The organism is Chryseobacterium vietnamense, assembly GCF_031454475.1.
GTDB lineage: Bacteria > Bacteroidota > Bacteroidia > Flavobacteriales > Weeksellaceae > Chryseobacterium > Chryseobacterium vietnamense.
Genome location: NZ_JAVDQX010000002.1, coordinates 397,800 through 411,673 on the forward strand (window position 1 = coordinate 397,800; position 13,874 = coordinate 411,673).

General features: G+C 35.7%; 11 protein-coding genes. 6 read left to right on the forward strand and 5 right to left on the reverse strand.

What is annotated here, in order from left to right:
- The first annotated feature begins 115 nt into the window (after nt 1-115).
- The 4 genes from J2786_RS11075 to sucC all read left to right on the forward strand — a co-directional run bounded on the left by J2786_RS11075 (nt 116) and on the right by sucC (nt 4,176).
- Nucleotides 116-1,186, forward strand: coding sequence for a hypothetical protein (locus J2786_RS11075; RefSeq protein WP_047435074.1), 1,071 nt, complete (start codon nt 116-118; stop codon nt 1,184-1,186).
- A gap of 1 nt (nt 1,187) precedes the next feature.
- Nucleotides 1,188-1,574, forward strand: coding sequence for a DUF423 domain-containing protein (locus J2786_RS11080; protein WP_047435072.1), 387 nt, complete (start codon nt 1,188-1,190; stop codon nt 1,572-1,574).
- A gap of 2 nt (nt 1,575-1,576) precedes the next feature.
- Nucleotides 1,577-2,854, forward strand: coding sequence for a chloride channel protein (locus J2786_RS11085; protein ID WP_047435070.1), 1,278 nt, complete (start codon nt 1,577-1,579; stop codon nt 2,852-2,854).
- Nucleotides 2,855-2,985: 131 nt separating this feature from the next.
- Complete coding sequence (gene sucC, locus J2786_RS11090) at nt 2,986-4,176, forward strand: ADP-forming succinate--CoA ligase subunit beta (protein WP_045500844.1); 1,191 nt, start codon at nt 2,986-2,988, stop codon at nt 4,174-4,176.
- Between the two features lie 203 nt (nt 4,177-4,379).
- On the opposite strand, the gene J2786_RS11095 is transcribed toward sucC, so the two are convergent.
- On the reverse strand, nt 4,380-5,267 hold the full coding sequence (locus tag J2786_RS11095; protein ID WP_047435067.1) for a mechanosensitive ion channel family protein: 888 nt from the start codon (nt 5,265-5,267) through the stop codon (nt 4,380-4,382).
- Between the two features lie 94 nt (nt 5,268-5,361).
- Here J2786_RS11095 and J2786_RS11100 point away from each other — a divergent pair, with 94 nt between their 5' ends.
- Nucleotides 5,362-5,997 (forward strand): peroxiredoxin, encoded by a 636-nt coding sequence (locus tag J2786_RS11100; protein WP_047435064.1) that lies wholly within the window; start codon nt 5,362-5,364, stop codon nt 5,995-5,997.
- Nucleotides 5,998-6,092: 95 nt separating this feature from the next.
- On the opposite strand, the gene J2786_RS11105 is transcribed toward J2786_RS11100, so the two are convergent.
- The 3 genes from J2786_RS11105 to J2786_RS11115 all read right to left on the reverse strand — a co-directional run bounded on the left by J2786_RS11105 (nt 6,093) and on the right by J2786_RS11115 (nt 9,786).
- Complete coding sequence (locus J2786_RS11105; RefSeq protein ID WP_047435061.1) at nt 6,093-6,683, reverse strand: outer membrane beta-barrel protein; 591 nt, start codon at nt 6,681-6,683, stop codon at nt 6,093-6,095.
- A 255-nt stretch (nt 6,684-6,938) separates the two neighbouring features.
- On the reverse strand, nt 6,939-7,454 hold the full coding sequence (locus J2786_RS11110) for a membrane protein (protein WP_047435058.1): 516 nt from the start codon (nt 7,452-7,454) through the stop codon (nt 6,939-6,941).
- 94 nt (nt 7,455-7,548) lie between these two features.
- Nucleotides 7,549-9,786: a TonB-dependent siderophore receptor gene (locus J2786_RS11115; RefSeq protein WP_047435055.1), complete on the reverse strand. Its 2,238-nt coding sequence runs from the start codon at nt 9,784-9,786 to the stop codon at nt 7,549-7,551.
- 977 nt (nt 9,787-10,763) lie between these two features.
- Between J2786_RS11115 and J2786_RS11120 the strand changes: the two genes are divergently transcribed.
- Nucleotides 10,764-11,819 carry a Gfo/Idh/MocA family oxidoreductase gene (locus tag J2786_RS11120; RefSeq protein ID WP_047435905.1) on the forward strand — a complete coding sequence of 352 codons (1,056 nt, stop codon included), beginning with the start codon at nt 10,764-10,766 and terminating at the stop codon, nt 11,817-11,819.
- A 150-nt stretch (nt 11,820-11,969) separates the two neighbouring features.
- On the opposite strand, the gene J2786_RS11125 is transcribed toward J2786_RS11120, so the two are convergent.
- Nucleotides 11,970-13,862 carry an ABC-F family ATP-binding cassette domain-containing protein gene (locus tag J2786_RS11125; protein WP_047435052.1) on the reverse strand — a complete coding sequence of 631 codons (1,893 nt, stop codon included), beginning with the start codon at nt 13,860-13,862 and terminating at the stop codon, nt 11,970-11,972.
- Between the last annotated feature and the right edge of the window lie 12 nt (nt 13,863-13,874).

Sequence of the window (13,874 nt, forward strand, 5' to 3'; positions counted from 1 at the left end):
AGAAAACCGACAATGAAGGGTTCAGAAGCTCGAAGAGATTTGCCAATATGTTTATTATACTGGGAATTTCTACGTTGGTTGCTAAGTTCATTTTAATGTACTTAAAATCAAAATAATGAAAAAAAGTATTGTATTTTTCTTATTGATTTCAGGTTTAGGTTTTTCGCAGCAGAAAGAAGTGAAAATAAATAACCTGCCGCCAAAATCTGAAAACTTTGTATTTCCTGTGATTACTTATGCGGGAAATACAGCAGTTGCTGATAAGATCAATACATTTCTGCAGGTGAAAGAACTGGAATATATTCCGAATTCTGGTGGAAATCCTTTTAAACTAGCCTCTACCGCAACCAATTCTTATTCCAACTATGTTTACTTCTATGATTGGGAGAAACTGGAAACGCCTAAAAATATCTTAACAATGGGTATTCATGGTGAAGCTTCTGGAGCCTATCCGGAAGAATTTGAAGATTGGAAGAATTTTGATCTAAGGACGGGAAATTTTATCAATGCTGAAGATTTATTTCAGGTAGAGAGTAGGAAAACAGTCAATGGTTTGATTCAAAGTAGAGTAAAAAAGAGAGTGAATGACTTTCTTTTGAAATTAAAATCTGAAAAAAATCCATCAGAGGAAGTTCAGGATCAAATTGCAATGTATGAAGATTGTTTCATAGAACATACTTTGAATGGTATCCGGTATTTTTTTGGTAAGGATAAAATCACTTTTGTGGCAGGCAGATGTTCTAATCATGCTATGCGGGCATTGGATGATCTGGGAAGTCATGAACTTGAATTTACCTATAAAGAACTTGAAAAATACCTGAGTATTTATGGTAAAAATCTGATTTCAGGTTCTGAAAAGATAGGGCAGACTGGACCCGGGAATAAACTGTTCAAAGGAAAAATTGACGGAAAATATCCTGTTAAGGTTTTGTTTAACGAAATTAATGAGGACGATTCTTTTTCCGCCACTTATTGGTATGATAAGAATAAAAAACCGATTAACTGGAGAGGAGAATTTATTCATGATCATTTTTCTATCACCGAAGATGATTATCATAGCGAAGAACTTAAAGAATGGGTTTCAAGAGCTTTAATAGAAGCCGATTTAAAAGGAAATAAAATCATTGGAACCTGGCAGGATTATAAAACAAAAAAATATTTAACCTTAGAATTAGAAGAGCTATAAAATGAAAACAATTACTTTAGTTTTTGGAGCGGTTTACGGAATGGTGTCTGTGATCCTGGGTGCATTCGGAGCGCATGCTTTAAAGAAAATATTAGCTGTGGAAAGGCTGGAAAGCTTTGAAACAGGAGTAAGATATCAGATGTATGCAGCATTTTTCCTGCTAATCATCGGATATATCTTAAAATTTGAAACTTCTGCTGAAAAATGGACTTCCATTTTAATGATTGCAGGAACCCTTTTATTCTCAGTAAGCATCTATTTTCTTAGTATGCAGGATCATTGGGGAATGAATCTTAAATTCCTGGGACCTATCACTCCGCTTGGAGGTCTGATGATGATCTTAAGCTGGGGAATGCTGATCTTTTATTTTGCTAAAAACAGAATTTAAGAATGAAAATTCACAGAAGGAGGCGGTTAATACGAACATTCAATCTCTTAGATCAACCTATCAGATTTAATCCGTTTGTATTCAGCCGTACTTTTTTTATGTGGGCTGTTACAGGCCTTGTAGGTGGTATTATCGCCGGAGGATATTGGATTGTACTGGAGCATTTTACAGAATTTTTAGCAGGATTTCAAGGCTGGAAAGTTATCCCAACAATGGCAGTCTGTGGTTTGCTGGCGGGGCTGGTCATCCATTTTATTGGTGATCCGGGAGAAATTCATTTAATTGTTAACAATATCAGGTTCAATAAAGGAAAACTGGAACCGAAGAACAATCCTTCCATGATTCTTTCTTCGCTGTTTTGTGTGGCATCAGGAGGAAGTTTAGGACCTGAAGCACCGTTGGTACAGGTCACCGGATCTACCGGAACCTGGCTGGGAAAAATTTTCAGACTGAAAGGAGAAGAGCTGAGGTCTTTAAGTATTGCGGGTATGGCTTCCGGTTTTACGGCCTTATTCGGAGCTCCGCTGGGAGGAAGTCTTTTCTCTCTGGAAATTCTGCATCACAAACATGCGGTAGAATATTATAAAGCCATTATTCCTGCATTGGTAGCAAGCTGTTTCAGTTATCTGATGTTTACTTTGATTATCCACTTAGGAATCGGGGCAACATGGGATTTGAAAGCGTATCATTATACAGGTGTGTATGATTTTCTTTATGCCACGCTGTTCGGAATGGTGGGAACTTTGTTCGGATGGATCTTCATTTTTGTAGTTAAATTCTTCAAAAAGATTTTTGAATACAGACAATTTCCGATTTACATTAAAACATTGGTAGGGGGCATCATTTTAGGAATTATTGCCTATAATTTTCCCATTACAAGATACTTTGGACACAACGAAATCAACCAGTTAATCGGGGGGAATTTCGGACTGAACTTTTTAGTTTTAATCCTTGTTTTTAAAATACTGGCCATTGCCATTACAGTAACTTCCGGATGGAGAGGAGGATTTATCATTCCATTGTTCTTCGTAGGGACAACATTGGGATTAATTATCCACAATTTGTTTCCGGGTGTTGATACCACGCTGGCTATTGTAAGTTGTATGGCAGCCATCAATGCCTGTGTAACAAGAACGCCGATGAGTACTACAATTATACTGGGAACGCTTACCGGATTTACTTATTTTGTACCGATATTGTTTGCTAGTCTTACCGGATATTTCCTGGCTCCGAAAATTCCGTTTATCGGATCTCAATCTGAGAAATTAGCGGAAGAATAAGGGAAAATAGGAATATATGTTAAAAATCAAGTCGGTCAGACTTTAATTTTTAAGTCAATAAACTTGAACTTCCGTGTCTTTTTAGTAAATTTGTCAACCTTTAAATATTAAAATAAAATAATAAAAATAATATGAATCTTCACGAGTATCAATCAAAAGAGATTTTATCAAAGTATGGAGTAGCTATCCAACGTGGTTTCGTTGCAAACAACGTAGATGAAGCTGTAGCAGCTGCTGAAAAATTGACTGCTGAAACCGGAGCACAGGCTTGGGTTGTAAAAGCACAGATTCACGCAGGTGGTCGTGGTAAAGGTGGGGGTGTTAAGTTTTCTCCAAATATGGATAAACTTAAAGAGAACGCTCAGAATATCATCGGAATGCAGTTGGTAACTCCTCAAACTTCTGCTGAAGGTAAAAAAGTACACTCTGTTTTGATTGCAGAAGATGTTTACTATCCGGGAGAATCTGAAACTAAAGAATTTTATGTTTCTATTCTTTTAGATAGAGCTGAAGGAAAAAATACAATCGTATATTCTACTGAAGGTGGTATGGATATTGAGCACGTTGCTGAAGTAACTCCTCATTTGATCCACAATGAACTTATTGATCCGGCTATCGGTCTTCAGGGGTTCCAGGCTAGAAAAATTGCTTTCAACCTAGGTCTTGAAGGAAATGCATTCAAAGAATTTGTGAAATTTATTTCATCTCTTTACAATGCTTACACAGGAATTGATGCTTCTCTTTTCGAAATCAACCCTGTATTAAAAACATCTGATAACAAGATTATCGCTGTAGATGCTAAAGTAACTTTGGATGACAACTCATTGTTCCGTCACAAAGACTTAGCTGAACTTAGAGATACAAGAGAAGAAGATCCAATGGATGTAGAAGCTGGTGAAGCGGGTCTTAACTTCGTAAAACTGGATGGTAACGTTGCTTGTATGGTAAACGGAGCTGGTCTTGCAATGGCAACTATGGATATCATCAAATTATCAGGTGGTAACCCTGCAAACTTCCTTGACGTAGGTGGTACTGCAGATGCTCAGAGAGTACAGACTGCTTTCGGAATCATCTTAAGAGATCCAAATGTAAAAGCTATTTTGATCAACATCTTCGGAGGTATCGTAAGATGTGACAGAGTTGCACAAGGGGTTGTAGATGCTTACAAAGCTATGGGTAGCCTTCCGGTTCCATTGATCGTAAGATTGCAGGGAACTAACGCTGTAGAAGCTAAAAAATTAATTGATGAGTCTGGTCTTCCGGTACACTCTGCAATTACTTTAGAAGAAGCTGCAAACAAAGTAAAAGAAGTTTTAGCATAACCTGAAATTTTTTAAATAAACAAGAAAACCGTTCCATTGTTGGAGCGGTTTTTTTGTGCAAATGCAAGGGCAAAGTTTTGTAACTTCAGTGAGAATTGTGTTATCGTAAACCTAACAGGTTTCAAAAACCTGTTAGGTTTGCTTAGCAACCAATATAAAAGACCACCTCAGTTTGAGATGATCTTTATTTTATATCTATTTTGTTACTTATCCTGATGGTTTTCCGGTAAGTTGGTCTCTCCACTGGTAATACTGATGCTCGTAGGCGTTACCAGCTGAACTTTATCCACATCAAAACGCTCTTTGATTCCTAAATAAGCCTGGCTTCTTACCTGCGCCAGATTGGCCCCTACTTTTATCCAGAATTTTACCTGAAGATTAAATGCACCCTGTTTTAAATCTGTAAAAATTACTTCTACAGTATCCAGTTTATCCACATTATCAAGATTTTTAACTACATCAAGAATGCCTTTCTGAGCTTTAGTGATATCTTCATCAGCCGGAATTTCAAAATTTAAAATAATCCTGCGCTGTGGAGAAGCAGTAATATTGTAAAAAGGAGCATTAAAAACAACCTGATTGGGAATGTATGCCTTCTTTCCGTCATCGGTAAGGATTTTCGTGGTAAGAAACCCGATTTCCTGTACGGTTCCTGAATGGGCTCCAATAGTAATATAATCTCCTACCTTGTAAGCCTTATCAATGCCAATCAGCATTCCTGAGAAAATACTGGATACAAGATCCTTCAGAGCGACTCCGGCAATAACCCCCGCAACACCTAAACTTCCGATAAATTTCCATAGGAAGCCACTGAAGCCCATTATTTCCAGCGCAATAAAGGTTCCCATAAGCATGATCAGAAATCTGAATACACTGATTAAAGTTACTAATGAGCTTTCTTTTTTGCTCTTCGGGAAGAATTTATGGAAGATTTTTACGGCTGCCTGGCTTAAATATTTACTGGTAATCAGGAAAAAGGTAAATACTAAAATTCCGACAATCAGCTTGGGGGTCAGTTCAGCAAATGTGATGTACCAATTTTCCAATACCTTATAAACAAGATCAACATACCTAAGTCCGGTTTTCTCCATGAATAAAATTTTAATTAAAGATATAAATTTTCATCAAAAAATTTGCCAGTTCCAAAAAGTCTACTAAATTTGTAGACTATAAAGAGAAAGCATTATGTCAATCAAACTAGGAGATACAGCACCCAACTTTCAGGCAGAATCATCAACAGGTGATATCAATTTTTATAATTATCTGGGTGATTCCTGGGGAATTCTGTTTTCGCATCCTGCAGATTATACGCCGGTATGCACAACAGAACTGGGATATACCGCCAAACTTCAGTCTGAGTTTGATGCCAGAAATACAAAAGTAATTGCCCTGAGTGTAGATGGGGTAGAAGACCATCAAAACTGGGTGAAAGACATTAATGAGACTCAGAATACCTTAGTAAAGTTTCCCATTATTGCTGATAAGGACAGAAAAGTTTCAGAACTGTATGATTTTATCCATCCCAATGCTTCAGCTACGGCTACAGTACGGTCTCTTCTGATTATTGATCCTTCCAAAAAAGTAAGACTGATTATTACATATCCGGCCTCTACAGGAAGAAATTTTGACGAAATCCTCAGAGTGCTGGATTCTTTGCAGCTTGTGGATAACTATCGTGTGGCTACTCCCGTGAATTGGGAATCTGGAGAAGATGTCATTGTTCCGCCAACGATTTCTACAGAAGAAGCACGGAAGATATTCCCAAAAGGGGTAACGGAAATAAAGCCGTACCTGAGATATACTCCTCAACCCAATACATGATTTATTTGATTTTTTATAGTTTAGTTTTAATTTGTACGAAAAGCGCCCCGAAATTTATTTTTCGGGGCGCTTTCATTTTTTTATAAGTATTGTGATTACTTAACGTCGTTGATGATTTGTTTTGCTTTAGACGTCGGAAGGTAAATCTGGAATCCTAAACCAAAAGTAATTTTGTTAGTATATCCACCGCTTCCGAATCCTGCGTTTGCATCATATTTTACTAAACCTTCCAATCCGATGTTTGGAGTGATAAAGTAAGAATAACCAGGTCCGAATCCGAAGTTAAGTCCGTTAGATGAAGAACCTCCTTTAGAGATTGACATTCCTCCAACACCTACATTACCTTCGAAAAACCATCTTCCGTGGTGTAGTAAGTTGTTTACTCCTTGCTCTCCCGGGTTAAGATAGTAACGTCCTAATGCTCCTACATTGTATGTAAAAGTAGTGGGTGCATCTTTAGCTCCTTTGAAACCTAAATCTACGTATCCCCCAACTGCGATATTATCTTCAATGAAATATGCTCCTTTTGGCTGAATTGCAAAGTTGTATCCCGCACCTTCATTTAAACCAAAATTTGCCCCTACAAGGTTACCCCCTACCATCCAATTACCTTTTTGAATCTGAGCGTTGGCAGTTGCTGTTAAGCCTGCTACGGCTAATATTCCTGTTAAAATAAGTTTTTTCATAATTTATTATTTTAATAATTAAATGTTTATTATTCACGAATTATAGAAAAAACAATAAATGTGCCAGACTCTTAATTTTACGTAATTTATCAAAACAAACGTTAAGATTTTCAGTGAGATATAGTTTATTTTTTTAACCTATTGACTCCATACGTTGTAATAATAAAGAAAATAAAATGAATGTTTTAAGAATAAAATGATAAAAGCAGGTGGTATGTCATTAATTATATAAAATCTTTATTTTATGTTGATTTTTTAAATAAATAAAAGAATCACAGAAATGATAAGCCCTGCAATCGTAAATTTGATACCTCGTTTAAAAGCTTTTGTCTTGGGATTAAACATCCAGAAACTTGAAATGACGAAAAAGAAAAGGGAGACTCCAAAGAATACGCTTAGCGGAGAGATGGCATCTTTAGATTGTGATTTGTGAAGAGAAACCATTTTATCCAATACAAAAGGCAGTTCCTTTTTAGTGTATTTCGCTTTTCCGGTTGCACTGTCATAAGTTCCCTGTTTAAAATAAAGAACGCTTCCTTCCGTTTTTTCCACTTCAAGGCCTTTCATCTTAAGCTCCTTTTTCAATTCTTTTTCTGAAAGATTGGCTGCGATATTTTTTTCATACTTTTTTTCGCTTTTCAGAAAATCAGTGTCTCTGTACACCAGAAGAATTCCGCTTAACGAATATACAGCCATAATTCCGGCAAGGAAATATCCCAGATAACGGTGTGTAATTCTCATGAAGCTTCTTGTGTCTTTAATCTTATCCATATCCTATTGTTTTGTTTTTGTTTTAAATTTCAAAAGTGGAAACTGCAAAAATGCAATCTCCACTTTTAATGAAAGAATTATTTTATAAAGAATTCTAGAGTCTGTATGTTAATGTGAAATAGTAATTTCTAGGCGTAATCGGATTTACTGAATAATTCTCGTGAACATTGTAGTTTTCGACATTAAACAGGTTCCCCACTTTCCCTTGGATGGAGAATTTTTTCCACTCGTATCCTACAGATACCATTACGGTAGTGTAATCCTTTAAAGCAAATGATCTGCTGATTCCGTTTCTTGCACCCAGGCCTGTAGAACCATTTTTTGTATCATTCCATCCGGCTAATCTGTCACCGATGAAGTATGCACCTGCACCTACTTTAAGTCCTTTTGCATAACGCGTGAATTTATAAAATACAGAGGCGTTTGCTGTTGTAGCTGGTGTTCTTACCAATCTTTGTTTCTCAACATATCCAAAACCGTCTGGTGTATCAAGATATACAGAGTTGTTATAAGAGAATCCACCGACAATTGATAAATTTTCTGTTGGGTTTCCTGTAATATCCAATTCAACACCTCGGCTTCTCATTTTTCCTGCGAATTCTTTATAGAATGAATCTGAATTGGCCTGCCCATTTGCTAATTGAGGTGCGGTTTGATAATAATTATTGTAAACAATTTGATATGCTGTCAGGTTTACAGCTAAAGCATTATTCCAGAAATTCTTTTTTACTCCTGCTTCATATTGATCAATAGTAGTAGGCTTTAATGCTTGTTCATAAATATCTTTTCCTGTATTTTGAGCGAAAGAGTTGGTATAGGTTGCAAATACGGAAAGGTTATCGTTTGGCATATATACTAAACCTGCTTTTGGCGAAAATGCTCTGTCAGATATTGCTGTATTTTTTTGATCAACATCTCCAAGATCATTTGAAAATGTATTTTTAGTATTAGTCATTGTTTCCAAATAAGACCATCTTAAACCAGCAATTACTTTAAGTTGCTTGGTAAGGCTTATGAAGTCCTGAATATATATACCAAATCTTTGTGTAGGGATTCTTGTTCTATCTTTTAAAGATGCGTCAGGCATTTTTCCACTAGCCCAAGTTGATGAATCATCTAAATAAAGGTTATTATTAATGGTAGCTGTATTACCATTAGTCCCATAAACTGTTGGATTGGTGTAAGTATAGTTATTTTGAACACCATAGTCTCCATCAGTACCAATTAAAACCTTATGATTGATTTTTCCAGTATTGAACTCTCCATTAATATTAACTTGTAATGAAGTGTAATTTTGTTCGTTAAATGTTTTATTTAAAGGTCTTTGCCAGAAAAGACGGTTTGTATTCTTTTCATATCCCCATTGTACTCTTTCAGTAGAGTAGTAGTCTTTAGTATAGTTCTGATAAGAAGCTACAGCATTTAATGACCACTTATCAGTGAACTGGTGATTAAAAGTTACATTGGTAGAAACTTGCTCTACATTTTGATATTGCCAGTCCGCTCCTAAGAAAGCATTTTTAGGTAGAAGATCATTGATTTTATAACTTCCATCAGGATTAGTGATGGATCCAAGACCGAAATCAGGAGTAAAATTATTCTTAAGATAATCTGCCTCAACGATCAATTGTGATTTTGGGCTTAAATTGAAAAGGAATGAAGGATTGAAATAATATTTTTCTGATTCTACAACATCTCTGAAACTTTCTGCATATTCGTAAGCTCCATTTACTCTGAAAGCAATATTTTTTGATAGAGGGCCATAAATATCAACAGTTGGTTTGTAAGAATTCCAGCTTCCGCCATTTAATCCAATACTTCCTCCAAAATTGAATTTAGGTTTCTTTGTAATCATATTGATGATACCACCTGCTGCAGCATTACCAAATAACATTGCATTTGCCCCTTTTAAAACTTCAACTCTTTCCAGACCACTTACTTCAGGAAAAACCCCACTGTTTACTCTTGTTCCGTTTTTGAAGATATTATCATTTCCTAAAATGAAACCACGTCCGCCAAAGCTGTCCTGAGAATTTCCTCTTGATGAAGTAACATACATTCCGTTTACATTCTGAAGAACATCACTCAATTGTTTTGCCTGTTGCTGCTCAATGATTTCGTGCGTTACAATAGCAATGGGCTGAGGATTTTCCATTACCGTCAGATTTGACTTTGTTGATAATGGTCTTGCCTGGTTAGGATTTCCCGTTTTGTGAAGGTTAATATCCTCAATGGTCTGAGTTCTGATAGTATCTGCTTCAACGTTTTTCAGCTGTGAACTTGCTGAAACAGCGATTAATAGAAGACCTAAAGAAAGTAATTGTCTTTTCATTTTATTTTTATGTAGAACAGTTTTAAATAAGGCGCAAATGTAAGTATTTGTTTAGAATAGATAAAAATAATTTCATGATTTAAATCATATTTTCAGAGTTAATGAAATGGATTGTTTCTATACTTTTTGAAAGCAAAGAATCAGTATAATAGTTTTTTTGATAGCTAAGAAATAGTAAGATAGATTATATCTTAAGAAAGGAAAAGTATATCTTTGAATTTTATGTAGATAGCGAGGTAACTTTTTCTATAGATCCAAAGATTATTGTTAACTATGGTTGAGATGTTTTAAGCGGTCTTAAATATTGTAGATAATGCAGAAACATTAAATGATGATATAAAAATTTTGTTATGTAACAAAATTTTATAAATTTGTTATATCAATTTGTTGTCTCAACAAAACAACAAATTAATTAAAAAAACCTCCTAAAGTAGGAGGCTTTTACTAGAACAGATCTTATTGCTTTTTCTTTATTAAAGGTTTGATCTCCTTGAAAAGTTGAATAAGAACTACTATAAGTTCCAGAAACGAATTAATATTTTCCATTTTGGAATTTCAAAATAAACTCGAGTTAGCGCTCGAGTTTATTTGTATCTCAAAGTTAATAAAACGTTTGTGATTTTTTTTAAAAAGTTTTCAACATTTATCAAATTTTCCTTTAAATAAAGGGTTTTTGGGATGGTATTTTAAAAATTCCTATTTTGGCGTATTTTATCAGTTAAACGTTTTTCATTAATGTGCTGAAATTTAGTTTTTTACGTTTAAACGCCCTTGTTGTAAAATAGGATAAAATGGGTATTTGTACGTATTTTCAGGTAAATACTAAGAAAAAAATAGAATTTTCTGTCTTTATTACTGTACTAATTAATATGTATTTGAAAGAGAAATGGTCGAAAATGTAGAATTTCAACTTTGACTTTGTCACAAGCTTTTGATAATATTGAAGAGTTTTTATGATATTTGTTAAAAATTATAATATGCAATTGGTAAAAGCAGGGCTTTGTGCCTTTGGAATGAGTGGAAAAGTATTTCATGCTCCCTTTTTAAAGGAACATCCGGGATTTTTTATGTCTGCGGTAGTAGAAAGAAGTAAGGAAGAATCGAAGGAGAAATACCCCGATGCAACCATCTACCGTTCTGTGGAAGAAATGCTTCAGCAGGCAGATGTAGAATTGGTGATTATCAATACTCCGGTTCAGACCCATTATGAGTACGCCAAAAAAGCACTGGAAGCAGGAAAAAATATTATTGTAGAAAAACCTTTTACAGTCAATGTTGCCGAAGCAGAAGAGCTGGTACAATTGGCGGAAGAAAAAGGATTGTTTTTGAGTGTATATCAAAACAGAAGGTTCGACCGTGATTTTCTACAGGTTCAAAAAATCCTGAATGATAAGAAAACAGGAAATATTAAAGAAGCTGAAATCCGCTTTGACAGATTCCGTACTACTGCCAGTGGAAAACAGCATAAGGAAAGTCCGGATCAGGTGGGGTCAGGATCACTTCATGATCTGGGAGCACATCTTGTAGATCAGGCGGTTCAGTATTTTGGATATCCTGAAAAACTTTTTGCCGATGTATTTTCTATGAAAGGAGCTGAGTTTGCTAACGATTATTTTGAAATTCTCTTGTTCTATAAAGATAATCTTAGAGTAAGACTGAAATCATCTGTTTTCAGTAAAGAAGGGCATTATGCCTATACAGTGCATGGAGACAAAGGAACTTTCCTGCAGGAAAGAACCGATAATCAGGAAAATGAACTGGTTGCAGGTGCCGTTCCTGAATATGGTAAAGAATGGACACAGCCGCTAAAAGAACCGGACGGAATTTTAAACTACCTGAATGATGATTCTGAAACAGAAAGAATTCTTACCTCCAGTGAAGCGGGAAACTATATGAATTATTACCAGCAGATTTATGAACACATTGTTTTCGGATATGCTTTACCATCTCCCGGAAAAGAAGTTATTCAGAATATGAAAATCATTGATGCTTCCTTAGAAAGTGCTAAAGAAGAAAGGGTTATTCAATTATAAATGATAAGTTATGAATTATGAAGGAATTCAAGATTCAAAGTTTAAGGATTAAAGTTCAAGGTTGATACGGTTGTGATTAGAAGTCTTCAACTCGTTTGCTCTCAAACTCTCTAAATTCATTCATAATTCATAATTTTTAACTCATCATTATTAAAGGATTTCCTGAAGTTCCAGCCATCTCATTTCGTGGTTCTCCAGTTTTTCTGAAACCGTTTCTAACTCTGAAGAAAGTGTGGCGATTTTTTCATAATCAGCTTCGTTATTGAGCTGCTCCAGAATTTTAGAGCGCTGTGCTTCCAGTTCAGGCATTTCTTTTTCAATGGTTTCCAGTTCTCTTTGCTCTTTAAAAGTGAGTTTTCTTTTAGAATTCGAAGACTGAGTAACTTCTGCTGAAGAAATTATTTCTTTTACAGGTTCAGGTTTTACCGCTGCATTTTTTTCTAATGCTTCTTCACGGCTCCTGGCTTCTCTATATTCTGAGAAGTTCCCTACAAAATCACGAATTTTTCCATTGCCCTCAAAAGCCAGTACATGATCTACAATTCTGTCCATGAAATATCTGTCGTGGGAAACTATAATCAAAGATCCCTGGAATTGCTGAAGGAAGTTTTCAAGAACCGTTAGCGTGGGAAGATCAAGATCATTTGTAGGCTCATCAAAAATCAGGAAATTAGGATTCTGATACAAAATATACATCAGGTGAAGTCTTCTCTTTTCACCTCCCGAAAGTTTGGAGATAGGAGAATATTGTGTCTGATCATCAAATAAGAACAATCTTAAGAACTGTGATGCGGATAAGCTTTTACCATTTGCTAAAGGATAGAATTCTGCAATTTCCTTGATGAAATCTATTACACGCTCATCATCTTTATAGGTAAGCCCTTTTTGTGAGAAATAACCGAAAGAAATAGTTTCTCCGGTTTCAATTTCACCATTATCAGCTTTTTCCAACCCTTGAATGATATTAAGCAGGGTAGATTTTCCCGCCCCGTTTTTTCCGATGATCCCCACCTTTTCTCCACGTTGAAACTGGTAGCTGAAATCTTTTAAAAGAACTTTAGGTCCAAAGCTCTTGTCAATATGTTTGAGTTCAAGAATTTTATTTCCGAGACGTTTCATTTCAAAATCCAGTTCCAGTCCGTCTTTTCTGGTATCGGTTTTGGCAACCTTTTCAGTTTCATAGAAAGCATCAATTCTGCTTTTTGATTTAGTGGTTCTGGCTTTTGGTTGTCTTCGCATCCATTCCAGTTCCTTTCGGTAAAGGTTGTTGGCCTTGTCAATTGTGGCATTAAGGTTTTCCTCACGAATCATCTTGTTCTCAAGGTAAGTAGCATAAGAACCATTGTGAACATAAAGATTCTGATCTTCCATTTCCCAGATAATATCACAAACACTGTCAAGGAAATATCGGTCGTGGGTTACCAGTAATAAGGTGATTTTTGCCTTGTTCAGATAATTTTCAAGCCATTCTACCATATCCACATCCAGGTGGTTGGTAGGTTCATCCATGATAAGAAGGGTGTGCCTGTGCTCAGCTCTTGTTTCCGTTAAAAGTTTAGCTAAAGCAACACGTTTGATCTGCCCTCCGGAAAGAGTGCCCATTTTAGCATTCAGGTCAGTAATTTTAAGCTGGGAAAGAATCTGTTTCATTTCATTTTCCAGATCCCAGGCCTTATGAACTTCCATATCAGCCAATGCTTTCTCAATAAAATCATTATCTGTAGAATGAAGGGACTGATGATAGTTTTTAAGCGCAAGAATAGGTTCCGAATCCAGCGCCATCATAAATTCTTCAATGCTGAGCTTTGGATCATAATCAATTTCCTGGTCAAATAATACCACCTGGATATCTTTGTTGATGATCGCAGTTCCGCTGTCTGCAATTTCTTTACCCATTAATATTTTCAGAAGGGTAGATTTTCCACTTCCGTTTTTGGCAACAATAGCTATTTTATCTCCTTCATTGATGTGGAAAGAGATATTTTTAAACAAAACTTTGATGCCGTAAGATTTGGTAAGATTTTCTGCAGAAACGTAATTCATTGGGAATTAATA